The sequence below is a fragment of the Hymenobacter sp. M1-2 genome (assembly GCF_057808495.1).
Genome location: NZ_JBTYZO010000012.1, coordinates 163,635 through 187,102, shown reverse-complemented (window position 1 = coordinate 187,102; position 23,468 = coordinate 163,635). Strand labels below are relative to the sequence as shown.

23 protein-coding genes are annotated in these 23,468 nt (G+C 57.6%); 13 read left to right on the top strand and 10 right to left on the bottom strand.

The features are described 5' to 3' along the window. The first annotated feature begins 11 nt into the window (after positions 1-11). Positions 12-1,634 carry an ABC-F family ATP-binding cassette domain-containing protein gene (locus ACYSMN_RS13515; RefSeq protein ID WP_488924421.1) on the top strand — a complete coding sequence of 541 codons (1,623 nt, stop codon included), beginning with the start codon at positions 12-14 and terminating at the stop codon, positions 1,632-1,634. Between the two features lie 17 nt (positions 1,635-1,651). Continuing rightward, positions 1,652-2,476 (top strand): hypothetical protein, encoded by an 825-nt coding sequence (locus tag ACYSMN_RS13510; protein ID WP_488924420.1) that lies wholly within the window; start codon positions 1,652-1,654, stop codon positions 2,474-2,476. A 104-nt stretch (positions 2,477-2,580) separates the two neighbouring features. Here the strand turns inward: ACYSMN_RS13510 and ACYSMN_RS13505 are convergent, their stop codons facing one another. Further along, complete coding sequence (locus ACYSMN_RS13505) at positions 2,581-2,751, bottom strand: lmo0937 family membrane protein (protein ID WP_488924419.1); 171 nt, start codon at positions 2,749-2,751, stop codon at positions 2,581-2,583. Positions 2,752-3,111: 360 nt separating this feature from the next. Between ACYSMN_RS13505 and ACYSMN_RS13500 the strand changes: the two genes are divergently transcribed. Both ACYSMN_RS13500 and msrA read left to right on the top strand, forming a co-directional pair. Then, positions 3,112-4,002, top strand: coding sequence for a 3-hydroxybutyryl-CoA dehydrogenase (locus ACYSMN_RS13500; protein ID WP_488924418.1), 891 nt, complete (start codon positions 3,112-3,114; stop codon positions 4,000-4,002). A 658-nt stretch (positions 4,003-4,660) separates the two neighbouring features. Then, positions 4,661-5,203 (top strand): peptide-methionine (S)-S-oxide reductase MsrA, encoded by a 543-nt coding sequence (msrA, locus tag ACYSMN_RS13495; protein ID WP_488924433.1) that lies wholly within the window; start codon positions 4,661-4,663, stop codon positions 5,201-5,203. Positions 5,204-5,507: 304 nt separating this feature from the next. Here the strand turns inward: msrA and ACYSMN_RS13490 are convergent, their stop codons facing one another. Next, entirely contained in the window at positions 5,508-6,299 is a 792-nt protein-coding gene (locus ACYSMN_RS13490; protein ID WP_488924417.1) for a hypothetical protein, read from the bottom strand. 227 nt (positions 6,300-6,526) lie between these two features. Further along, positions 6,527-7,351, bottom strand: coding sequence for a 2,3,4,5-tetrahydropyridine-2,6-dicarboxylate N-succinyltransferase (locus ACYSMN_RS13485; protein WP_488924416.1), 825 nt, complete (start codon positions 7,349-7,351; stop codon positions 6,527-6,529). 153 nt (positions 7,352-7,504) lie between these two features. Here ACYSMN_RS13485 and ACYSMN_RS13480 point away from each other — a divergent pair, with 153 nt between their 5' ends. The 5 genes from ACYSMN_RS13480 to ACYSMN_RS13460 all read left to right on the top strand — a co-directional run bounded on the left by ACYSMN_RS13480 (position 7,505) and on the right by ACYSMN_RS13460 (position 13,597). Further along, on the top strand, positions 7,505-8,659 hold the full coding sequence (locus ACYSMN_RS13480; RefSeq protein WP_488924415.1) for a glycosyltransferase family protein: 1,155 nt from the start codon (positions 7,505-7,507) through the stop codon (positions 8,657-8,659). Between the two features lie 103 nt (positions 8,660-8,762). After that, positions 8,763-9,773, top strand: a complete 1,011-nt coding sequence (locus ACYSMN_RS13475) for a 3-oxoacyl-ACP synthase III family protein (RefSeq protein ID WP_488924414.1) — start codon at positions 8,763-8,765, stop codon at positions 9,771-9,773. 158 nt (positions 9,774-9,931) lie between these two features. Next, complete coding sequence (locus ACYSMN_RS13470; RefSeq protein WP_488924413.1) at positions 9,932-10,591, top strand: metal-dependent transcriptional regulator; 660 nt, start codon at positions 9,932-9,934, stop codon at positions 10,589-10,591. A gap of 95 nt (positions 10,592-10,686) precedes the next feature. Next, entirely contained in the window at positions 10,687-12,078 is a 1,392-nt protein-coding gene (gene mnmE / locus ACYSMN_RS13465) for a tRNA uridine-5-carboxymethylaminomethyl(34) synthesis GTPase MnmE (RefSeq protein WP_488924412.1), read from the top strand. Between the two features lie 229 nt (positions 12,079-12,307). After that, the gene (locus ACYSMN_RS13460; RefSeq protein WP_488924411.1) at positions 12,308-13,597 is read left to right on the top strand and encodes a citrate synthase; all 1,290 of its coding nucleotides are present in this window, start codon (positions 12,308-12,310) and stop codon (positions 13,595-13,597) included. Between the two features lie 76 nt (positions 13,598-13,673). On the opposite strand, the gene ACYSMN_RS13455 is transcribed toward ACYSMN_RS13460, so the two are convergent. From ACYSMN_RS13455 to lepA, 7 genes are all read right to left on the bottom strand, one after another. Beyond that, positions 13,674-14,027, bottom strand: coding sequence for a hypothetical protein (locus tag ACYSMN_RS13455; RefSeq protein WP_488924410.1), 354 nt, complete (start codon positions 14,025-14,027; stop codon positions 13,674-13,676). A gap of 245 nt (positions 14,028-14,272) precedes the next feature. Continuing rightward, positions 14,273-14,629, bottom strand: coding sequence for a hypothetical protein (locus tag ACYSMN_RS13450; RefSeq protein WP_488924409.1), 357 nt, complete (start codon positions 14,627-14,629; stop codon positions 14,273-14,275). A 298-nt stretch (positions 14,630-14,927) separates the two neighbouring features. Then, entirely contained in the window at positions 14,928-16,868 is a 1,941-nt protein-coding gene (locus ACYSMN_RS13445; RefSeq protein WP_488924408.1) for an OmpA family protein, read from the bottom strand. Between the two features lie 16 nt (positions 16,869-16,884). Then, positions 16,885-17,466 carry a 7-carboxy-7-deazaguanine synthase QueE gene (locus ACYSMN_RS13440; protein WP_488924432.1) on the bottom strand — a complete coding sequence of 194 codons (582 nt, stop codon included), beginning with the start codon at positions 17,464-17,466 and terminating at the stop codon, positions 16,885-16,887. A gap of 212 nt (positions 17,467-17,678) precedes the next feature. After that, positions 17,679-18,590 (bottom strand): bifunctional 5,10-methylenetetrahydrofolate dehydrogenase/5,10-methenyltetrahydrofolate cyclohydrolase, encoded by a 912-nt coding sequence (locus ACYSMN_RS13435; protein WP_488924407.1) that lies wholly within the window; start codon positions 18,588-18,590, stop codon positions 17,679-17,681. A gap of 6 nt (positions 18,591-18,596) precedes the next feature. Then, complete coding sequence (locus tag ACYSMN_RS13430; protein WP_488924406.1) at positions 18,597-18,779, bottom strand: hypothetical protein; 183 nt, start codon at positions 18,777-18,779, stop codon at positions 18,597-18,599. Between the two features lie 109 nt (positions 18,780-18,888). Beyond that, a complete protein-coding gene (gene lepA, locus ACYSMN_RS13425; protein ID WP_488924405.1) occupies positions 18,889-20,676 on the bottom strand; it encodes a translation elongation factor 4 in 1,788 nt (595 codons plus the stop codon). 143 nt (positions 20,677-20,819) lie between these two features. On the opposite strand from lepA, the gene ACYSMN_RS13420 reads away from it, so the two are divergent. The 4 genes from ACYSMN_RS13420 to ACYSMN_RS13405 all read left to right on the top strand — a co-directional run bounded on the left by ACYSMN_RS13420 (position 20,820) and on the right by ACYSMN_RS13405 (position 23,466). Next, positions 20,820-21,668, top strand: coding sequence for a hypothetical protein (locus ACYSMN_RS13420; protein ID WP_488924404.1), 849 nt, complete (start codon positions 20,820-20,822; stop codon positions 21,666-21,668). Between the two features lie 203 nt (positions 21,669-21,871). Continuing rightward, the gene (locus ACYSMN_RS13415; RefSeq protein ID WP_488924403.1) at positions 21,872-22,279 is read left to right on the top strand and encodes a GlcG/HbpS family heme-binding protein; all 408 of its coding nucleotides are present in this window, start codon (positions 21,872-21,874) and stop codon (positions 22,277-22,279) included. A gap of 137 nt (positions 22,280-22,416) precedes the next feature. Continuing rightward, entirely contained in the window at positions 22,417-22,770 is a 354-nt protein-coding gene (locus tag ACYSMN_RS13410) for a hypothetical protein (RefSeq protein WP_488924402.1), read from the top strand. 96 nt (positions 22,771-22,866) lie between these two features. After that, a complete protein-coding gene (locus tag ACYSMN_RS13405) occupies positions 22,867-23,466 on the top strand; it encodes a Uma2 family endonuclease (protein WP_488924401.1) in 600 nt (199 codons plus the stop codon). Positions 23,467-23,468: the final 2 nt, after the last annotated feature.

Below are 23,468 nucleotides of genomic sequence, written 5' to 3'. Positions count from 1 at the left end.
TTTCTAGTCCGATGATCAGCACTTCCAATGTTAGCTTGCGCTATGGCAAGCGCGTCTTGTTTGAAGACGTTACCATCAAATTTATGCCCGGCAACGTGTACGGCCTCATTGGGGCCAACGGGGCGGGCAAGTCCACGTTTCTCAAAATCCTGTCGGGTGAGATTGAGCCGAACACGGGCTCGGTCGATATGCCAGCCGGCTCGCGCCTTTCGGTGCTGCGCCAGGATCAATTTGCCTACGACCAGTTTCCGGTGCTTCAAACCGTGATTATGGGCCACACGCGCCTGTGGAAGGTGATGGAGGAGAAGGACGCGCTCTACGCCAAGGCTGATTTCTCGGACGCCGACGGCGAGCGGGCCGCGCAGCTCGAAGGGGAGTTTGCCGACCTCGAAGGCTGGAACGCCGAGTACGAAGCCGCCGAACTGCTTTCGGGCCTGGGCATCGGCGAAGACAAGCACGCCACCATGATGGGCGACCTGGGCGGCTCCGACAAAGTGCGGGTGCTGCTGGCCCAGGCGCTGTTCGGCAACCCTGACGTGCTGCTGCTCGACGAACCAACCAACGGCCTTGATGCTGAAACGGTGCTCTGGCTCGAAAACTTCCTCGACTCGTTCCAGAACACGGTGATTGTGGTGAGCCACGACCGTCACTTCCTTGACGCGGTGTGTAACTACATGGCCGACCTCGACTTCTCGAAAATCACGATGTACCCGGGCAACTACTCGTTCTGGTACGAGAGCAGCCAGCTGGCTTTGCGCCAGCGCCAGGAGGTGAACAAGAAGACCGAAGACAAGCGCAAAGAGCTGGAAGAATTCGTGCGCCGCTTCTCGGCCAATGCTTCCAAGAGCAAGCAGGCTACGTCGCGCCAGAAGCTGCTGCAGAAGCTCACGCTCGAAGAAATCAAGCCTAGCTCGCGCAAGTATCCGTACATTGCCTTCAAGCCCGAACGCGAAGCCGGCAACCAACTTCTCGCGGTGGAAGATTTGAGCAAGTCGGTGGACGGGCAGGTGGTATTCCGCAATGTGTCCTTCGCCCTTGACAAGAAGGACAAAGTGGCCATTGTGAGCCGCGACGACCGGGCGCCTTCCCTCCTCTTCGACATCCTGTTTGAGCAAGTTCGGCCCGATTCCGGCAGCTTCAAGTGGGGCACCACCATCACGCCGAGCTACTTCCCCAAGGAAAACTCAGAATTCTTCGACACCGACCTGAACCTGGTGGACTGGCTGCGGCAGTACAGCACCGAGAAGGACGAGTCCTTTATCCGGGGCTTCCTGGGCCGGATGCTGTTTTCGGGCGAGGAGTCGCAGAAGAAGAGCAACGTGCTGAGCGGGGGCGAGAAAGTACGCTGCATGCTCTCCAAGATGATGATGGAATCGGGAAATGTACTGGTGTTGGACGACCCAACCAACCATTTGGACCTCGAAAGCATCACTGCTTTGAACAATAGCTTGCGCGACTTCCAGGGTACGCTGCTGTTCGTATCGCACGACTTGCAGTTCATCGAAACCATTGCCAACCGCATCATCGAGCTCACGCCCGACGGCATCATCGACCGGCGCATGAACTACGAGGAGTATCTGGCTGATGAGCAGATCAAGTCGTTGCGGCAACGGAAATACCAACTCGTCTCTTAACCGCGTTACCTTTCGGTATGAACGCTCCTTTTCGTTACCTGCTCGCGGCCCTTACCTTGGGTGCCGGACTGGCCCTCGCTCCGGCCGCGCACGCCCAGCGCACCGACAGCACGTCTACGGTGAAGCCCCAGCTGAACACGGCACCGCCCGGCACTGCGCCGCGGCCCAGCACCCCGGCCCCACGCCCGCGAGAACAATCGGTACCGGTACCAGCCCCCGACCCCGTATCGGTGCCGGCCCCACAGCCTAGCACCGACAAACCCTCCGGCTTGGACTTCCCGCCGGGCAGCCGCGCCAGTGAGCAGCCCAAGCCGTTTCGGCGCTACTTCCTGTACTCCAACTTCGGCTTGGGCTACACCAGCAACCCCTACAATGGCGGGCAATTCAGCGTCAGCCTGAGCCCTTCCGTAGGGTACCGCGTGACGGAGAAGTTGGCGCTAGGACCGGGCATTAGTTACGCCTACAACAACATCTCCTTTCCCAGGGACTACCAAGCTGTAGGGCTGCCAAGTAGCTTGAGCCTGCACAGCGTGGGCGTGAAAGGCTTCTTGCAGTACATTGTCTTCAAGGAGTTCTTCATTCATGCCGAATACGAGGTAACGAAGGCGCAGAGCTACGATATTTATCAGATTGGTGCTCAACAGTTGGAGGTGAGAAAAACCAACCGCACGATGAATACGCCGCTGCTTGGTGGTGGCTACCGCAACCAGCTCGGTGAACGAACTGCCGTTGATATCGTGGTGCTCTACAACTTCAACGACGGCTACGACGCACGAGGTTATCCGCTTTCTCCTTACGGCCAGCCGGTCATCCGTTTCAGCTTCCTATTTGATTTGAAGTAGCCTGCTTCTTACTTGCTCCTACAGAAAAGGGCCTCCCGGAAATCCGGGAGGCCCTTTTCTGTAGGAGCTAAGGCTGGTATTTGCCTAGCACAAGACGGCGTGAGTTATACCACGCGCCCGCCCCGAATGACTCGCAGCAGAATGGCGATGATGGCGATAACCAGCAGTACGTGAATCAGGCCGTTGCCTTGAATGCCGGTGCCGAGGATGCCGAAGAAGCCGAGAGCCCAGATGATGATCAGGATGACGGCGATGATGTACAATAAATTGCCCATGACGGTTTGGAATTGTTGGTGGAGGGTGTGGGAGAGAAGGACTTTCTCACTCTCAACTGGACTATGCCGCAGTTGAAAAGCTGAGTTGGGGATTTGTACGCGGGGGTCCTTAAAAGGATATATGACACTACACTTTTTTGATATTCCAAACAGTTGTTTCCTTTAAATATGGCCCTACGGGTCCGTAACCGTGGTTTTGCCTGCCGGCATTTTTTTGGCGTTTCCAGTTAGCTAGTCCGATTACAGATTGCACATCGTGGACTTGGCTTGGGGAGGCTCCGTTTTCGGAGTAGCTTTGCCGGCGCCGGGCGTTGGCCCGCTGCTCGTTCCTTTCCCACCCTCTCCTCCTCAGTTTTTAGTATGATCAACGTCGCCGTTATTGGCTCGGGCACTATGGGCAATGGTATTGCTCACGTATTCGCGCAACACGGATTTCCAGTCGCCCTCATCGACATCAGCCAACCCGCCCTCGACAAAGCCCTGGGCACCATCGCCAAAAACCTGGACCGCCAGGTAGCCAAAGGCAGCCTCACCGAGGACGACAAAACCGCCACTGTGGGCCGCATCAGCACGTTTACCAGCATCGCCGAGGGCGTGCGCAACGCGCAACTGGTGGTGGAAGCCGCCACCGAAAACGTGGAGCTGAAGCTCAACATCTTCCGGGAACTCGACCAGCACGCTCCGGCCGAGGCCATTCTGGCTTCCAATACCTCGTCCATCTCCATCACCAAGATTGCGGCCGTCACGAAGCGGGCCGATAAGGTGATTGGCATGCACTTCATGAACCCGGTGCCGGTGATGAAGCTGGTGGAAGTAATCCGGGGCTACGCTACTTCCGACGAGGTGACGCAGCGCATCATGGACCTCTCGCGGCAGCTCAGCAAAACGCCCACCGAAGTCAACGACTACCCCGGTTTCGTGGCCAACCGCATCCTCATGCCCATGATCAACGAGGCCATCATTAGCCTGCACGAAGGCGTGGCGGGCGTCGAGGAAATTGACACGGTGATGAAGCTGGGCATGGCGCACCCCATGGGCCCGCTCCAACTCGCCGACTTCATCGGCCTCGACGTGTGCCTGGCCATTCTGCGCGTGCTGCAAGAAGGCCTTGGCAACCCCAAGTATGCTCCCTGCCCGCTGCTAGTGAATATGGTAATGGCCGGCCGCCTGGGCGTGAAGTCGGGCGAAGGCTTCTACCAGTACACCGCCGGCTCGAAGGACTTGGTCGTGGCGGAGCGGTTTCGGCGTTAGGCTTTGCTGCTTGCTTTACAGCCCGCCGCTTCTGGAAGTGGCGGGCTTTCTTTTTTTAAGATGTGCCGCACGGCCACTGAGCCGGCCACCAAGGGCTTGCGCACGTCTCCGCCCAGGGCCACAGGCGTTTTCGCGTTTCGTATTGGGCCCCTGGCCTTGGACGGAGGCATGAATGGTAATCCGGTAGGGCCTCTGTCCGAGGCTACGGGCGTTTTTGCGTTTGGCAGAATGCCCCCGTCCTTGGACGGAATGACTTTTATACTTCGTGTTATGCCCCCGGCTTTGGACGGAGGGGTTTTTGCATTTCGTATTGTGCCCGCGTCCTTGGACGGAAGGGCTTCGGCTTTTTGTGGCGGGCCGCCTTCCAGGGCCGGGGCTTTATGAGAATTTAGATGGGGCCCGTTGATTAGCCAGCGGGCCGTTACGCCGTGTATTTCTTCGCGGCAAGGGCGGCTGTCGGAGCACGCCGCCGGCCAACTTTTGTTGCTTATATGCGCGTGGCGGCTGGTGCTGAGTGGAAATCAAACTTTTTAGTGGCCGATATTCTTTTAGCCGTATGGTACAATCTTCCGCTCTTGCCGCTCTGCTGGCCAGCCTCACGGCGGCTACTGGGGCGCCGGGCGTAGCATCTCTCCCTTCCACTCCGACTCCTAAAAAAATGGAAAAGGCAACTTTTGGGGCCGGCTGTTTCTGGTGCGTCGAGGCCGTGTTTCAGGACCTCGATGGCGTAGAAAAAGTCGTGTCCGGGTATTCTAATGGCCGTATCGCCAACCCCACCTACCGCGAAGTATGCAGCGGCCTCACCGGCCACGCCGAAGTCATCCAAATCACCTACGACCCGGCCAAAATCAGCTACGCGGAGCTGCTGGAGGTGTTCTGGAAAACCCACGACCCCACCACTCTCAACCGCCAAGGCGCCGATACTGGCACCCAGTACCGCTCGGGCGTGTACTATCACAACGAGGAGCAGCACCGCTTGGCCGCCGAGTACAAGCAAAAGCTCAACGAGGCCCACGCTTTCGAAAACCCCATCGTGACGGAAATCGAGCCCCTCAAGAGCTTCTACCCCGCTGAGGACTACCACCAGAACTACTACAATCAGAATGGCCGGGAGCCGTACTGCCAGTTCGTGGTGCGCCCCAAAGTAGACAAGGTGCGCGCCGTGTTCGGCGATAAACTCAAGAAAACCGCCGCTCAGTAGTGTACAGGTAGAAACCTAAGTCGTTTCGTCTATTCAGATGCAAGAGAAAGGCCCGGCTGAAGCACTTACTTCGGCCGGGCCTCTCTGTGTCTGCTGACGCCTGCCAGTCTGATGGCTTTTCGCCAGCTAACCGTGTGGCACGGACTTCAGTCCGTAGCCCAAACACCGGCTGCCCGGTGCTGAGGGCAAGGCTGTTTGTATTCCTGGGCGCAGGATGTTGCTAGTAAACTCTGCGCCCAGTAGTTGGGGCTACGGACTGAAGTCCGTGCCACAGACACAAACATAGACGCACGCACACTTGGGGTTAGCGGGTGATGGCGAAGGGGCCGTTTTCCTGGCCTAGCATGTAGTACATGGCCACTTTGTCGGCTACGGGGCGGGTGATGGAGGAGGCCGTGTAGTCGATGATGTTGCCGTTTTTCATCATGATGAAGCCGGTTTGCTCGCCGGGATACGCGCCATCGGGGCCGACAGGCGGCACGGGTTGCAAGAACTTGTGCGGCGCAATCTGGATGGTGCTTTCGTTTTCGGGCAGGTGCAGCGTGGTGTCTTCTTGCCGGGGCTTGAAGCCGAAGGTAGCCGAGTACGAGAAGTGCGGGTTGTGCACCCAGTCGCCGTTGAAGACATAGTACTCGTCGGTGCCCACGCGCAGGAACTCCCGCACCGAACACCGCACGACGAAGCGCGGGGCTTTGCGGTTTTGCAGGGCTTCCAGCAGCAAGCGGGTCCGGGTCGGGTCGGGCTGGTCGGTGAAAGGCTGGGTGAGGCGGGCGCTGGTGGCTATTTCGCAGCCGGCGTACAGATTCAGCAGTTGCTGGCGCCACTCGTTTATACCGCCTAGCTGCCGGGCTTCGCCCACGTTTAGCTCCGGCAAATTGTAGGTGTAGGGCCCGGCAATAGCCACGCCGTTGTGGAGGCCGGCAAACCACTCCACCAAATAGCAGGGTTGCACGTCCCCGTCCACCCAGGGCAGATTCATGTTGAAAACAACCTTGGCCTGCACATCTGTAACCGGGCGTTCCAGTTCGGCTGCTATGTAGTTCCGGATTTCGTCCCGCGCTTCCGCCGCCGACACCGGACTATGTTTTGTATTCATTCGTTGTTGAAACTGAGGTGGTAGTAGAGTGTCATTGCGAGGAGGAGCCAGTGTCATTGCGAGCAGAGCGAAGCAATCCTTCCTCTATCTGCTGAACACTTCACTTGTAAGACTAAGCCTTCCTGATATTGCCACACTAACGTCAAGGGCTTTTTGCTTCAGTAGGTTTTGCGCTGTGAGAGGAAGGATTGCGTCGTCGTGCCTCCTCGCAATGACAGGTGGGTTTATTACACGGCTACGTTATGCTCGCGGAGGGCGTCGTTGAGGCTGGTTTTGAGGTCGGTGCTGGGCTTGCGCTGCCCGATGATGAGGGCGCAGGGCACGTGGTACTCGCCGGCCGCGAACTGCTTGGTGTAAGACCCCGGAATAACCACCGAGCGGGCGGGCACCGTGCCTTTGTACTCGATGGGCTGGCTGCCGGTCACGTCGATGATCTTGGTGCTGCCCGTGATGGTGACGCCCGCGCCAATCACGGCTTCTTTACCCACGAAGCAGCCTTCGACCAGAATGCTGCGCGAGCCAATGAAGGCACCATCTTCCACGATAACCGGCGCGGCCTGCACCGGCTCCAGCACGCCCCCGATGCCCACGCCACCGCTCAGATGCACGCCCGCGCCTATCTGCGCGCAGGAACCCACCGTGGCCCAGGTGTCCACCATCGTCCCCTCGCCCACCCAGGCCCCAATGTTCACGTAGCTCGGCATCATGATGACGCCCGGCGCCAGATAAGCCCCGTAGCGGGCCACGGCCGGCGGCACCACCCGCAAGCCCTGCTGCTCGTAGTTGGTCTTGAGGCGCATTTTGTCGCGGAACTCGAACGGACCCACTGCAATGGTCTCCATCTGGCAGATGGGGAAGTACAGAATCACCGCCTTCTTCACCCAGTCGTTCACCAGCCAGCCTCCTTCCCGGTCGTTGGCGGGCTGGGCCACGCGCAAGCGGCCCTTGTCCAGCTCCTCGATAACGTGTTGGATGGCCTCGGTGGTGGCAGCCTGTTGCAGCAGCGCCCGGTCGTTCCAGGCCGCTTCGATGGTATGTTGCAGGTCGGTCATGGGTTGTAATGGTTGAATTATTTAATGGTTAAATGGCTGCATGGTTAAATGGCTGGTCGTTCTGGTGGCTTGTTGAACAACTAACCATTTAACCATGCAGCCATTAAACAATTCAACCATTCAAGCCGCAAACTTACCATCTTCGCCGCCACAATGCCGCATCCGCCGTCCATCACCACCATTTTACTGGTCTCCGTGCTCAAGCCCCTCGACGATACCCGCATGTTCGGGAAATTCGGGCGCACCCTGGCGGCCCGGCCCGATACGGTGGTGCACGTGGCCGGCCGCCAGGCCCCACCGCCCGCCGATGCCCCCGCGAATCTGCACACCCACAATTTGCTGGCGGGCACCCGGCTGAGTTGGGCGCGGCTACGGGCGCAAAGCCGCTACTGGACCCTGCTGCGCCGCCTGCAACCCAACCTGGTGATAGTTCACGCCCCGGAGCTGCTGCCGCTCACGCTGCTGTGGCAGGCCCTGAAACCTGGTCGGCGTTTCTTGTACGATGTGCGCGAAAACTACGCCCTCAACATCCGCACCCAGCACGTTTACCCGGGCTGGCTGCGTGGCCTGCTGGCGGGAGCCGTGCGTGGGCTCGAAACCTTAGCCGCCCGCCGCGCCTCCCACATTCTGCTGGCCGAGCGCAGCTACGCCGCTGAGCTGCCCTTCGCCAAGCCAGAACGCACGACGATACTAGAAAACAAGTACCAGCCCCAGCCCGACGAAACTCCTGCCACGCAGGCCCGCCTCCTGCCCACGCCCGGTGAGCCGCTACGGTTGCTGTTTTCGGGTACCATCTCCAAGCTCAATGGCGTGTTCGAAGCCGTAGGCTTTGCGCGGAAGCTACGGGAGCAGTGGCCGGAAGCCCAGCTCACTATCATCGGCTTCTGCCAGCAGCCTGAAGTACTGGCCCAGCTGCAAGAAATAGTAGCCACCGATACCGGCATCACGCTCATCGGTGGCAACGAATTGGTGCTCCACGCCAGTATCGTGGCTGAAATCCGGCGTAGTCATTTGGGGCTGTTGCCGTATCAGCCGCACGTTAGCACGGCCCGCTGCTTGCCCACCAAGCTATTCGAGTATTTGGCCAATGGTCTGCCCATTCTCACGCCGCCGGGCGCGCTTTGGACGACAATTGTGGAGCAGCTGCAAGCCGGCCTGACGGTCAGTTTTCAACCACCCTCTTTCGATAATTCCGATTTTGTGGCACGCTTACGCACCAGCCGCTTCTACCCCAATGGTATTCCGGCCGAGGCGTTTTGGGAGTCCGAAGCCACAAAATTGCGGGTCCTCGTGGATTCTATCTGGTAACTGCCGACCTTTGCCGCCCGTTTACTGAGTTGCGGGCGAGGAGTTATTACCTTCGGCCCCTGTTCTCTCCGTTTCTCTGCCCGTCAAACTCCCCCTCTTGCTCATGCCCTCTCTCCGTAACTCCGAAATTGCCGGCGTCGGCCACTACGTACCCGAGCGGGTCGTCACCAACGCCGACCTTACTCAACTCATGGAAACCACCGACGAGTGGATTCAGGAACGCACCGGCATTCGGGAGCGGCACTGGTTCGAGGAAGGCAAGGATACCACGGCCAACATGGGCGCCAACGCCGCCCGCAAGGCCCTTGAAATGGCCGGCCTCACGCCCGACGACGTGCAGATGATAGTCTTCGCCACGCTCTCGCCCGACTACTTCTTCCCCGGCTCCGGCGTGCTCATGCAGCGCGAGCTAGGCATCAAGGAACCCATTCCAGCCTTCGACGTGCGCAACCAGTGCTCCGGCTTCGTGTATGCGCTCAGCATGGCCGACCAGTTCGTGAAAACCGGCATGTACGATACGGTGCTGGTGGTAGGTTCCGAAATCCACTCGTCGGGCCTCGATATCAGTACCCGCGGCCGGGCCGTATCCGTCATTTTCGGTGATGGCGCCGGCGCCGTAGTGCTCCGCCCCAGCTCCCGCGAGGGCCATGGCGTATTGAGCACGCACCTGCACTCCCAGGGTGAGCACGCCGAGGAACTTATCGTGAAAGAGCCCGGCTCGAACCGCGACAACCGCGTGGCCCACATCATGGCCAACGAGCTGGACCTGTACCCCTACATGAACGGCCAGAATGTGTTCAAGCATGCCGTGGTCCGCTTCCCGCAGGTCATCAAAGAAGCCCTCGACCAGAACGGCTACCAGCCCCAAGACCTCGCTCTACTGATTCCGCACCAGGCGAACCTGCGCATCACGCAGTATGTGCAGCAGAAGATGGGCCTGCCCGAAGAGAAGGTGTTCAGCAATATCCAACGCTACGGCAATACCACCGCCGCCAGCGTGCCTATTGCCCTGAGCGAAGCCTACCAAGAAGGCCGCATCAAACCGGGTGACCTAGTATGCCTAGCCGCCTTCGGCTCCGGCTTCACCTGGGCCTCCGCCCTGATCAAGTGGTGATTTTAGAAGTGAGAGCTTAGCAGTGAGAAAGTAGTCCTAAGAAGTTAAAACTACATGGGGCAACGTATTCTGCAACCTGGTTTTGCTTCTTAGGTCTCAGGTCTTACTCTCTGGATTCCACGTCTCACTTCTAAAATCTAACTTCTCACTTCTACTCCATGCCCAGCTTCACGGAGGAAAATTATCTGAAGGCCGTTTACAAGCTTGCCGAAGCTGCTCCGGGCGCCGAGGTGAGTACTAATAGCATTGCGGAAGTGCTACAGACGCGGCCGGCCTCCGTGACGGACATGCTGCGCCGCCTCAGTGAGAAGGGCCTACTGCATTACCAACGGTACCGAGGCGTTTCGCTCACGCCCGAGGGCCAGCAATTGGCGCTGCTCACCATTCGTAAGCACCGGCTGTGGGAAGTGTTTCTGGTGCAGAAGCTAGGCTTCAATTGGGATGAGGTGCACGAGGTGGCCGAGCAGATGGAGCACATCGACTCCCCACTGCTCATCCGCCGCCTCGACGAGTTCCTAGGTTTCCCCCGCCTCGACCCCCACGGCGACCCTATACCTACCGAAGACGGCGCTATGCTCCGGCCCCGTCACCGCCTCGTTGCGGACCTCACACCGGGAGAGCAAGGGCCCGTGGTAGCCGTCAAGAATACCTCCGTAGCCTTCCTGCAATACCTCGACAAAGCCGGCCTCAAGCTAGGCTCTCACATTGAAGTTCTAGATAAGATTGAGTTTGATAACTCTTTTGAAATTAGAATAAACAAGCAGAATATTACGATGCTTTCTTCGGAGGTCAGCCGCAACCTCTTCGTTGCTGGCTGAGTACGTTTCGTGACCTTGGCTTGAGGGCCGGGCCCTCTGTCATTTACTACCTTTCGAGGCTGCCTACCGTTGCCTCTGCATCAGTCTTTTCGCCCGTGGCCCTCGACTTTCCGCCCGCTCTTTCTGATACCATTGTGGCGCTATCCACGCCGCCGGGGGCCGGCGCGATTGCTGTCCTGCGCCTCTCTGGTCCCAACGCCATAGCCCTCACCGATGCCGTGTTTGCGGGCAAGAGTCTGCGCGACCAAGCCGGCCACACTCTGCACTACGGCACCATCCGCGACGGTGAGCGTATTCTGGATGAAGTGGTGGTTTCGCTGTTTCGGGGGCCACACTCCTATACCCGCGAAGACGTGGTAGAAATCAGTTGCCACGGCTCCGACTACATCGTGCAGGAGTTGCTGCGGCTCTTCACGCGGGACGGGGCCCGGCTGGCCGAAGCGGGTGAGTTCACCAAACGAGCCTTCCTGCACGGCGCCTTCGACTTGGCCCAGGCCGAAGCCGTAGCCGACCTCATTGCCGCCGATTCGCAACTTTCCCACCAAGTAGCCATGCAGCAGATGCGCGGCGGCTTCTCTCGGGAGCTGAAAGACCTCCGCGCCCGACTGGTCCAGTTCGCGGCGCTGCTGGAATTGGAGTTGGACTTCGGCGAAGAAGACGTGGAGTTCGCCGACCGCACCGGCCTCGTGGCGCTGCTGCAAGAAGTACAGACCTTAGTGCGCCGCCTGCTGCGGTCCTTCGAGTTGGGTAACGTCATCAAAAACGGTGTTACTACCGTCATTGCCGGGCGGCCCAACGCCGGCAAAAGCACCTTGCTCAACGCCCTGCTCAACGAGGACCGCGCCATCGTATCGACCATTGCCGGCACCACCCGCGACCTGATCGAAGACGAGGTTAGCCTCGATGGCATCCGCTTCCGCTTCGTGGACACGGCCGGCCTGCGCGATACCACCGACGTGGTGGAATCCATCGGCGTGGAGCGCACGATGAAGCGCGTACAGCAGGCCGCTTTAGTGGTATATCTATTTGATATTACGTCTACTACTCCCGCTCTACTTGAAGCAGAAATTCAAGCTCTTTCCTTGGCCGCGCACGTGCCGGTCTTAGCCGTCGGCAATAAGATTGACACTGCTTCCGGCTCAGAGGTTGCCGCTTTCCAGGAGCGTCCCAACACGGTGCTCATTGCCGCCAGCCGCGGCGAAGGTCTCGCTGAGCTACAGCAAGCCCTGCTCCAACGCGTACGGGTCGAGGGCCTCGACCGGCTCGGCAGCAGCACCGTCGTGACCAACCTACGCCACGCCCGCAGCCTCGAGGCCGCTGCCCAGGCCCTCGACGCTGTCTTGACAGGCTTGGCCACGGGAGCCGGCACCGAACTGCTGGCTGCCGACTTGCGCCAGGCATTGGCGGCTCTAGGCGAAATCACCGGCGAAATCAGCTCCGACGATTTACTGACCAGCATCTTCACCCAATTCTGCATTGGCAAATAGGCTACAGACCTGCACTAGGCGACAAACGAGAGCGAATTTTCGCCTGATCTTCATCAAATGCGCATCTGCATACCGTTTATTTTGGCGGCTTGCCTTTCTTTGCACCTTCACTTCTCTCTAAACATCATCTAGGAGCATGCTGTAGTATAGCAGCCAAACGGGACCGGCCCTTTCCGGCCTGCTGGTAATTCTTTAGCTTCGCCCCGCAACCACCTTCTAACCCTCGCATATGGCAGAGTCTGCTGAACTGATTCTTGACGGGAAATCCTACTCTCTCCCCGTCATTGAAGGAACTGAGCACGAAAAAGCATTCGACATTGGGAAGCTGCGCGACCAAACTGGCTACGTAACCCTCGACTCGGGCTACAAGAACACCGGGGCCACAAAGAGCGCCATCACCTTTCTCGACGGCGAAGAAGGCATCCTCCGCTACCGCGGCTATCCTATCGAGCAGTTGGCCGAGAAATCCAGCTTCCTGGAAGTGGCTTATCTGCTGATCTACGGCAAGCTTCCTACCCAAGCTGAGCTCGACAACTTCAGCCACCAAATCACCACGCACACGCTGGTACACGAGGATGTGCGTAAGATTTTCGACGGTTTCCCGTCAGCCGCGCACCCCATGGCCATCCTGAGCAGCCTCATTTGCTCGCTCACCGCTTTCTACCCGGAGAGTGTCTCGCCCGACCTGAGCAAGGAAGAAATCGACCTGAACGTGATTCGTCTCATGGCCAAGATTTCGACCATCGCGGCTTGGACGTACAAGAACAACATGGGTCACCCGCTGAACTACCCGCGCAACGACCTAGACTACTGCTCGAACTTCCTGTACATGATGTTCAGCTTCCCAACCGAGAAGTATGAAATCAACCCAGTGGTAGTAAACGCACTAAACAAACTGCTCATTCTGCACGCCGACCACGAGCAAAACTGCTCTACCTCTACCGTGCGCCTCGTTGGCTCGGCTAACGCCTCGCTCTACGGCTCAGTATCGGCGGGTATCAACGCGCTGTGGGGCCCGCTGCACGGTGGTGCCAACCAGGAAGTGCTGGAGATGCTGCAGGAAATTCAAAAAGATGGTGGCGACACCAGCAAGTTCATCGCCAAGGCCAAAGACAAGAACGACTCGTTCCGTCTGATGGGCTTCGGCCACCGCGTGTACAAGAACTTCGACCCCCGCGCCAAAATCATCAAGAAGGCCGCCGACGAAGTACTAACCGCGCTAGGCATTGACGACCCGCTGCTCAAGATTGCGCAGGAGTTGGAGCAAGCTGCTCTCACCGATCCATATTTCGTTGAGCGTAAGCTATATCCGAACGTCGATTTCTACTCCGGCATTATCTACCGCGCCATCGGTATTCCGACCGAGATGTTCACGGTGATGTTTGCCCTGGGCCGCCTGCCCGGCTGGATTGCCCAGTGGAAAGAGATGCGCGAGAACAAGGAGCCCATCGGCCGGCCGCGCCAGATCTACACTGGCGAGCTAGAGCGCGACTACGTAAGCATTGAAAGCCGCAGCTAGTTTTTGAAGTTGCGTACAAACAAAAGGCCCGCTCTCTGCAAAGAGCGGGCCTTTTGTTTGGAATCTTGAGTAGATGTTATTCGCCGCTGAAAGCCATTAGATCAGCCTTGGCTTGCTGATACGCTACCATTTGGCGGGGCCAGAGGATGGTGGCCAAGTCCCACTCATAGCGGCTCTGGGCTTCAGCCAGTTGCTTGTCAAGGGTGGCGGCATCATCGGCGTATTGCGCTTGGATAGCTTGTTTTTCAGCGAGCAGGCGCAAGTTCAGTTGCCGGACTTTTACGTACTGGCCTTCGTTGAGTGGAGTTTTCTTCGCCATCTGCTGCGTCAGCAGCGTGGCACGGGTCATTAGTTTTGATTGGTCGCCGTTGCCAGCTTTGGTTACGTAGCTAGCAGTCAGTAAAACGAGGAGAGCGAAAAGCTTTTTCATGAACGGGGAAGGTGAGAGGTTGAACGGAAATTTGTGGCCGCCTCATCTACCTTAGATGAGGCTGTCAAGTAAGCTGTGTCATCATGATGAATATACAACTATTATTAAATTATACCATCATATAATATTGGCTTTTTCACGAATCAACCAAATAGTTATTGTTTTCAACAAATGCGTCGGTAAGACGTCTTGGCAAAAGATGCTCCGAGGAAGCCTTGTTTAGCCTCCTCGGAACCACTCCTGCGCTAGCGCGGCGTGCTCAGAGCAGTCATGCTAGTGCGCGACTGCTGGAACATAGCCAGTTGGCCGGGCCGCATGATAGCCGTTAGCTCCATGTCGTAGCGCGCTTGCGCGACAGATAGCCGCTCATCTAGAATAGCCAGGTCGGCAGCGAAGCGCGTCTTGATGTCTTCCATCTCGGAGAACATGCGCATGTTGAGTTGCTTCACTTTCAAATACTGTCCTTCGTCGAGGTGGGCTTTTTCGGCTTGGATGCGGGTGAGCGCCGTAGCGCGAGCAACTAGTGCATCGTCGCCATCCGTTTTAGCCTGTGCAACCAGAACCATGATTGCAGCGAGGCCGGTGAGAAGAACTCGTTTCATACTACTAAAAGGTTGGAGAGTGAGAAAAATGGAAATTCGATTTGGCTCCCTCAGACTTAACGGTATTGCCTTGGCTTCCTTGCGTCGTTGGGATATCCAAATATACACGTTTTATTTAAAAATGAAAAGATTTTTTATGACTATTCTAATCCAAGGCTTTTATGACCAACTTTTCGATTACTGATTATCAATGCTTTAAAGTCCTGTCAAGAAGGAAAACTGCAAATAAAAAAAGCTCGATAACGAGCGTTATCGAGCTTTTAGCAGCCTCTCTCCTCCCCTATCGGGGGCTTAGTAGTTACAGTATCCGCAGCTCTATGCGCCGATTTTGCTGGCGGTGGTCCTCAGAATCATTCGCAACCAAGGGTTTATTTTCACCATACCCTTTGAAACGCAACCGAGCAGCCTTCACCCCCTGGCTTATCAGATAGGTGTGCACCGACTTAGCGCGGTTCTGTGACAGCGCCAAGTTGTCCTCATCGGTTCCGACATCATCAGTGTGGCCAATGACTTCCACCTGCACATCAGCATACTGCTTCATGAAGTCAACCAGCCGGTTGAGCTCCGTGCGAGATTTGGGCTTGAGTTCGAACTGGTTGGTATCGAAGAACAGGTTGTTGAGTACGATGCTTCGGCCAGCGCGGACGGGTTCGAGGTAAATATCGAGCGTGAGTGGGTCAAAACTGCGCTTGTCGCTGTAGTCGAAACTCAGACTCTTCATTAGGTACTTGTCGGCGGCGGCGTACATAGCATACTGGCGTCCCTCATTCAATACCACGGTATAATCGCCATTTTCCGCGTCGGAGGTCACATATTGCGTTAGCTCATCGGTGTTGAGGTCGTAGAGCTGCACATCGGCCTTGATCGGCTTCTTGGTGATGGCGTCGAACACGCGGCCTTGGGTGTAGGTGCTGGTTTCGCGGGAACGTACGGGTTGAGGCACTTCAAAGCTAAACAGCTCCACCGGCCGGTCGCGCTCCTGCTTTACGCCAGGCTCAGCGGCGCGGGAGCGGGAACAGAAGCCGCGGCGGTTATCGGAAGAGATGAAGAGCGAAGCCTCATTCTCGTGTGTATTAAGGGGATATCCGAGATTTTGCGGTTCGCTCCACTGGGTGGCACTTTGCTGTTCGCAGCGGTATACATCGAGCCCGCCCATGCCCACGAGGCCATCCGTAACGTAGTACAGTGTGGTGCTGCTGGCGTGAATGAAGGGTGCCATGTCCTTGCCAGCCGTATTGACAGGCTTGCCCAGGTTCCGGGCTGGACTCCAGTGGCCGTCCTTGTCCAGCATGGTCACGTAGATGTCTTCCTGGCCCTGCCCGCCGCGGCGCGTAGACGTGAAATACAGCGTGCGGCCATCAGCCGACAGAGTAGGCTGCGAATCCCACTCCGGTGAGTTAACCGTGCGACCCAGATTTTGAGGCTTGCTCCAGTTATTGCCGGTCCGGCGGGAAATGTAGAGGTCACAGTTACCTACCGAGTTGGGCCGGTCGCAGGAAGCAAATACGAGCGTCTTGCCGTCGCCGGAGATGCTGCCCGCCCCTTCATTGTAAGTGGTGTTGATGAGCGTAGAGATGGATGCTGGGGCCGCAACGGAGCCATCCTTGTTCATCTTGGACACGAACAGGTCTTCGCCGCTCTCCGCCGTAGGCCGGCCCGTGAACAGCAGGAAGCGGTTGTCGGCGGTGAGGACCGGAAAGTACTGAAACCGGAAGGTGTTGAGCGGATTGCCCAGCCGTTCTGGCTGCACGCCGACCGGCGCGGCCATGGCTTTTTCCGCAAACTCGCAGTTGAGCAGTTGGAGCTGCGCCCGCGAGGCATAGCGCTGGCCCTTTGGCCCCGACTTGAGCAGACGCCGGTAGCTTTCGGCGGCTATCTTATACTCCCCGAAGCTCATGGCCAGCTCGCCCAACGCGTAGTAGTCGGTAACGCGGTTGGCGTCGGCTGGCAGCTTGGTCAGGCCGTCGCGGTAGGCTTCGAAGGAAGCCCGATTTTCGCCCATAGCTTTCAGCAGGGAACCGCGCAGCATATAAGGCTCACCGAGCGAAGGGAACTTCTGATTGAGCACCGTGAGAGTTTCAATCGCCTTCGTAAAATCACGCTCTTTGGCTTGCGTTTGGGCTTTGTCCCAGAGGCTGCGGGCTTTTGCATTGGCAGTGGCGAGCGTGACTTGGGCAGCGGCTCCCAGCGGTAGCAACAGCGTGCAAGCTAGCAGCGGTAAGAACAACAATCGGCGCATAGAGTAGAGCGGAATCCTACGGGATATCAAGGAATTTGTGCGTCTGTAACGACACCTGCCAGCGCGGATTATCTTTCACGTAATCCACAATGAGCGGCATCATCTGCGGGGCTTTGCTCCATTCGGGCTGCAGGTACAGCCGGCAGTCGGCGCCTACTTGTGCCGCGTGCTCTTCAGCCCAGGCAAAATCAGACTTATTGAAGACAATGACTTTTAGCTCGTGCGCATGCTGCAGTACGCTAGGCAGCGGCGCCTTAAACTTCTTGGGCGACACACAAATCCAGTCCCATTCGCCACTCAGCGGATATGCCCCCGAAGTTTCTATCCAGTTCTGGCAGCCAGCGGCGTGCAGCGCCTGCGTCAAAGGACCCAGATCATACATCAGCGGTTCTCCGCCCGTGATAACCACGTTGCGGCCCGCGTGAGCCGTGGCCGCCGCCACAATGTCGGCAATGGCAATGCGGGGGTGCTTGTCGGCATCCCAGGATTCTTTCACGTCGCACCATACGCAGCCCACGTCGCAGCCCCCGAGGCGGACGAAATAGGCGGCGCGGCCGGTGTTGTAGCCCTCACCCTGAATAGTATAAAACTGCTCCATCAGGGGCAGCGCCGGAACCGGAGCCTCAGCAGAAAGAGAGGCCGCCGATACAAGAGGAAGTTCGTGCAGCAAAACGGTATGTAAGCAAGTAAAGCCAGGCTGACGGCAGGCTATCTGAATCTTCGCAGACCCTTTGCCTTTTCCGTCGGCCCAACTTTAAAAGTAGTACAACGCCCCGAAATTTAAAAGCTCAGCGCGGTTTTTATTGGATTCTAACGCGGATACACCTCCCCTTTGCACGCTCGAAAGGTATTGAGCAGCAGCATGGCAATGGTCATGGGCCCGACCCCACCGGGCACCGGCGTGATGTAGGAAGTTTTGGGCGCTACTTCTTCGAACTTCACATCTCCCTTCAGCGCCCAGCCGGCTTTTTTGGTGGCGTCTTCCACGCGAGTTGTACCCACGTCAATCACAACGGCACCAGGCTTTACCATGTCGGCCGTTACGAACTCCGGGCGGCCCAGGGCGGCCACCAGAATATCGGCGGTGCGGGTGATTTCAGCCAGGTTCTGGGTGCGAGAGTGGCATAAAGTAACCGTGCAGTTGCCGGGCTCTAAGTTCTTAGCAAGCAGAATACTAACGGGCGTACCCACAATATTGCTTCTTCCAATTACCACGCAGTGCTTACCATCAGTGGGCAGTTCGTAGCGGCGCAGCAGCTCCACGATGCCGGAAGGCGTAGCAGGCAGCAGCGCTGGCAGCCCGGCTACCATGCGGCCAATGTTCATGGGGTGAAATCCGTCTACGTCCTTCTCCGGCCGAATGGCTTCAATCACCTTCTCGGAAGAAATATGCCGCGGCAAAGGCAGCTGCACAATGAAGCCGTCAATGCTAGGGTCCTGGTTCAGCTCTTCTACTTTAGCCAGCAAGTCGGCCTCAGTGATGTCGTCTTCGTAGCGCAGCAGCGTGCTTTCGAAACCTACTCGCTCGCAAGCCAGCACCTTATTGCGCACGTAGGTTTCGGAGCCGCCATCGTGGCCAACGAGAATAGCGGCTAGGTGCGGCACCTTATGGCCGGCCGCTTTCCGCTCGGTTACTTCGGCCGCAATTTCTTCTTTGATGGCCTCGGCGGTTTGCTTGCCGTCAATGAGGCGGTAGGTGGTGGCGTCGGGGGCAGTGGTCATGGGATATTACTTCTGATCCGGTTTTTGCTTGTTGTCTTCATGGGAGCTGATGGCGGCGGCACCGGCCGCTAGGAGGGCTTGCTCCATGGCGGGCCAATCGTCGCGCCACCGGAATTTGCGCTCTTGTCCTTTGCGAATCTTCTCTAACTGGGCTTCGCTCGTGCAGTTCTTGATGAGGTTGTCAGACATCTGTTTGGAATAGTCATACCACGCCGTGTCAAGAAGTGTATGAGGTGGAAGAAAAGAGAGTGCGTAAGGAGAACAAAAAAACGCGCCCGGCTGGGGCGCGTTTTCGGCTTTAATCGATTTTCAAGACGGCCAAGAAGGCCTCTTGCGGAATTTCTACGGAACCAACCTGGCGCATCCGCTTTTTGCCTTCCTTCTGCTTTTCGAGGAGTTTGCGCTTACGGCTGATGTCGCCGCCGTAGCACTTGGCAATTACGTTTTTGCGTAGGGCCTTCACCGTTTCGCGGGCAATGATTTTCTGCCCAATACTGGCCTGGATAGCAATCTCAAACTGCTGGCGCGGCAGCAACTCCCGGAGCTTTTCGCAGAGGCGGCGGCCCCAGTCGTAGCTTTTGCTGCGGTGCACGATGGCCGACAGGGCATCGACCTTCTCACCGTTGAGCATGATATCCAGCTTCACCATGTCCGACTCACGGAAGCCGATCAGCTCGTAATCCAGCGAAGCGTAGCCACGACTGATGGTTTTGAGCTTGTCGAAGAAGTCGAACACGATTTCCGACAGTGGCAGCTCGAACGTCAACTCCACCCGCTCGGAAGTAAGGTAGCTCTGGCCCTTGATGATGCCGCGCTTATCCATGCACAGCGTAATGATGGAGCCCACATAGTCGGCCGCCGTGATGATCTGGGCTTTGATGTAGGGCTCTTCGATGAACTTGATGGCGTTCGGCTCCGGCATCTCGGAGGGCGCGTTGATGGTCAGGAGCTGGTCTTTGGTGCCTACGGCGTGAAACTGCACCGAGGGCACGGTGGTAATCACGGTCATGTTGAACTCCCGCTCTAAACGCTCCTGCACGATTTCCATGTGCAGCATGCCCAGGAAGCCGCAGCGGAAGCCGAAACCCAAGGCCGCCGACGTCTCCGGCTCCCACACCAGGGCTGCATCGTTGAGTTGCAGCTTTTCCATGGCGCCGCGCAACTCTTCGTACTCGCTGGTTTCTACGGGGTAGATACCGGCAAATACCATGGGCTTCACGTCCTCGAAGCCATGAATAGGCTCCGCAGTAGGCCGCGCCACGTGCGTAATCGTGTCACCGACCTTTACTTCGCGGGCTTCTTTGATGCCTGAGATGAGGTAGCCCACGTTGCCAGCGCCCATTTCGGGGCGGGGCTCCTGGTTGAGGCCCAGAATCCCGATTTCGTCGGCACCGTACTCCTTGCCGGTAGCCATGAAGCGCAGCTTGTCGCCTTTGCACATGGTGCCATTCTTGATGCGGAACAGGACTTCAATGCCGCGATAAGAATTGAAAACGGAGTCGAAGATGAGGGCTTGCAACGGCCCTTCCGGGTCGCCTTGTGGGGCTGGAATACGCTCACAAATAGCATTGAGAATGTCCTCGATGCCAATGCCCGCCTTGCCCGAAGCAGGAATAATTTCGTCCCGGTCGCAGCCGATGAGGTCCACGATTTCGTCGCTGACCTCCTCCGGCATGGAGTGGGGCAAGTCGATTTTGTTGAGGACTGGAATGATGGTCAGGTCCGAGCCAATAGCCAGGTAGAGGTTGCTGATGGTCTGCGCTTCGATGCCCTGCGAGGAGTCGACGATGAGCAAAGCACCTTCGCAGGCCGCAATGGAGCGGGATACTTCGTAGCTGAAATCGACGTGGCCGGGCGTATCAATCAGGTTGAGCGTGTATTGCTCGCCCTTGTATTGATACTGCATCTGAATGGCGTGGCTTTTAATGGTAATGCCCCGCTCCCGCTCCAAATCCATGTTGTCGAGCAGCTGGGCTTGCATATCGCGCTTGGCCACGGTCTGGGTGAATTCCAGCAGGCGGTCGGCCAGTGTGCTTTTCCCGTGGTCGATGTGGGCAATGATGCAGAAATTGCGGATGTTCTTCACTAGAGGCGGTTTTTTGCAATTCCAAAGGTAGGCAAAGCCGCCCGGAAAAGCTAGGTCGCGGGCCCACAACCTACCCACACGCAACTAGCCGGCATCGTTTCTATCTTTAACGCCCTTCTTAGCCAGCATCAGCCCGCGCCTGCATGGACTCACCTTTACCTGCCTCTTCTTCTGTTTCGCCTTCCGACTCCAGTAAAACAACCATCGTAGCAATAAATGCCACGGTGTTGTACCTGCTGGCGTATTTTCTGGTGCAGGGCCTGTATCAGGTAGCGACCTTGCGCATGGCGGCCCGACTTGGCATTCCGGGCGTGTGGCACCTAGGCCGGGTGCAGTTTCGCATCGCCGACGCTGAATGGTGGCGCACGGCGGTCCTGGCCGTGTACGGAATTGGGCCGTTGGTGTGCGGGATGGTGGGGCTGGTGGCCGGGTGGTGGTTCTGGCAGCGGGCCCGACATCGGCGGGGCCTGTTCAAGCAGTTTTTGCTGTGGGTGATGCTGCACGCCGGCAACCTTTCCCTGGGCGTATTCGTGGCCGATACGCTGACGCAATCGGGGGCGTGGTACGTGCCGAGCTGGCTGTTTCTGGCCGGCAACGCACTGAATGTGCTGGTGGCCCTGCTGGCGGGAATAGTGCAGGTTGGCCTCGGCTACCTCACCTCTATTGCCTTTCTGCAAAGCCACGACTCTATTACGCTGATGCGTTTTCGGAACCGGCGGCGCCTGTTGCTGGCGGCGGTGCTGGCGCCCTGGCTGGCGGGCAGCCTACTGCTAGCGTTGCTGTACTGGCCCCGTCAGAGCGTGAATGAGCAGTTGCACGCCGTGGTCATGCTGCTCCTACTCGGCCCTATGTATCTGGCCAGCATGCAAGAGTCTTTCGAAGGTACGATTCGGCAGCCCGGCCGGACCCGGCTGGCGGTGGGCCTGTTGGTGCTGTTGGCTGGAGTTCTGGTGAGCTGGCGGGTTATACTGAGTAAGGGAATCACCTTCTGAGCAAGATTCAAGCTGGTGGAACAGCAGGTCTTGCGTTTATCTGGACTGCGGGCAGCGGGCTAATGACGCTGGCAAAAGGGGACTCCACTGTACTATCGTCGCAAATACGGTATTGTATCGTCTTAACCTGTTGGTGAGGATTGGCCGAAGTCGGAGAAATTACGTTGTCGAGGTATAGCTTTTTCACCAACCCCAACACTTTTATGGGTATCACCCTACAGCAGGCCCAAGCGGCCATACAAGCCGCGCACGAAAAAGCCCTTGAAATGGGCGTAAAAATGAACATTGCCGTGGTAGACGCCGGCGCCAACCTCACCGCCTTTGCCCGCATGGACGATGCCTGGCTAGGCTCGCTCGACATTTCCATTCGCAAGGCGAAAACGGCCCGCTACTTCGATTTTCCCACCGGCGAAATTGGCAAACTCTCCCACCCTGGTGGCCCATTGTATAACATCGAGCACTCCAACGGCGGGCTCATCACCTTCCCCGGTGGCATTCCCATCAAGGACGACAACGGCCGCGTTATTGGCGCCATCGGCGTATCGGGTAGCACTGTAGACGATGACCACGCCGTAGCGGAAGCCGGGGTACGCGCGGTGGAAGGGCACTAACACTTCTGCTTCGCAGCTCACTTTTCGCTTGGCTTCAGTGCCCGGTTAGCGGCGTTCCAACGAAGGAGAAGCCACGCGCGTAAAGTAAAGTCCGGCCGAGCGGCTGGACTTTTTTATTGGTCTAACTCCTTACTTCCATGAACATGCACCTAAATCCGGCCGCCGTCAAGTTTGCCCACCAGCTCATCCAGGACGGCAAGCTCCAAAACGACCAGGGTCACTGGGGCCAACACAACCCCGACTCCGGCGCCGAAAACAAGTTTCTCGAAAGTCACGAAATAAGCGAGTACGCCAACTGGCACCTGGGCCTCGACCCAGCCAAGGGCGAAGACACCAAGGGCCGCTATCATTTCCCCTATGGCGACTTCAAAACCGTGCACCGCGATGGTCTGATTGCCGCCAAAGAGCGTGCCGCCCAGCAAGGCTACACCGATATTGAGCAGGCCGCCGACGAGCTGCTCCAAGCGCTGGAGAAGAAGGCAGCAGCGTAATGCTAAGATTTGACAAATGCCAACGGTCGGGCTGCTTTTCTAGCGGATCGGCTGTTGGTTTTTGCGTACCTTGAAATGCTGTCAATCTTCACCATCATGCGGCCTACTCTCACTGAAGATGTTATTACCCTGCGTAGCCCTTATTTAGCAGAAATGTCGAATGAGGAGTTTTTTGATTTCTGCCAACTCAATAGCAACGTGCGAATAGAGCGCACGGCTGAACACGAGATTTTACTTATGTCACCAGCCGGCTTTGAGTCCAGTTCCGTCAGCGGGGAAGTATACTATCAGCTTTCAACCTGGAACAAGCGCACCCGATTAGGTAAAGTGGGTGAATCGTCGGCGGGCTACATATTGCCTGATACCTCAGTGCTTTCGCCCGATGCCTCGTGGTTCTCCTTTGGGAAGTGGGAACAGGTGCCCGAAGAACAGCGTCGCAAATTTCTGCCCCTCTGCCCCGAGTTAGTGGTGGAAGTAAAATCGCCTAGCGACCGTCTCAATACGTTGCAAGCGAAAATGCTCGACTGGCTCCGCAATGGCGCAAAGCTAGCCTGGCTGCTCAACCCCGAGACGGAAACCGCCTACATCTACCGCGCTGGCCAACCGGAGCCAGAAGTAGTGCAGGGTTTCGACAAGCAACTGTCGGGTGAAGCCGTGCTGCCTGAGTTTAAGTTACAGCTGGCCGAGCTAAAGTAGTA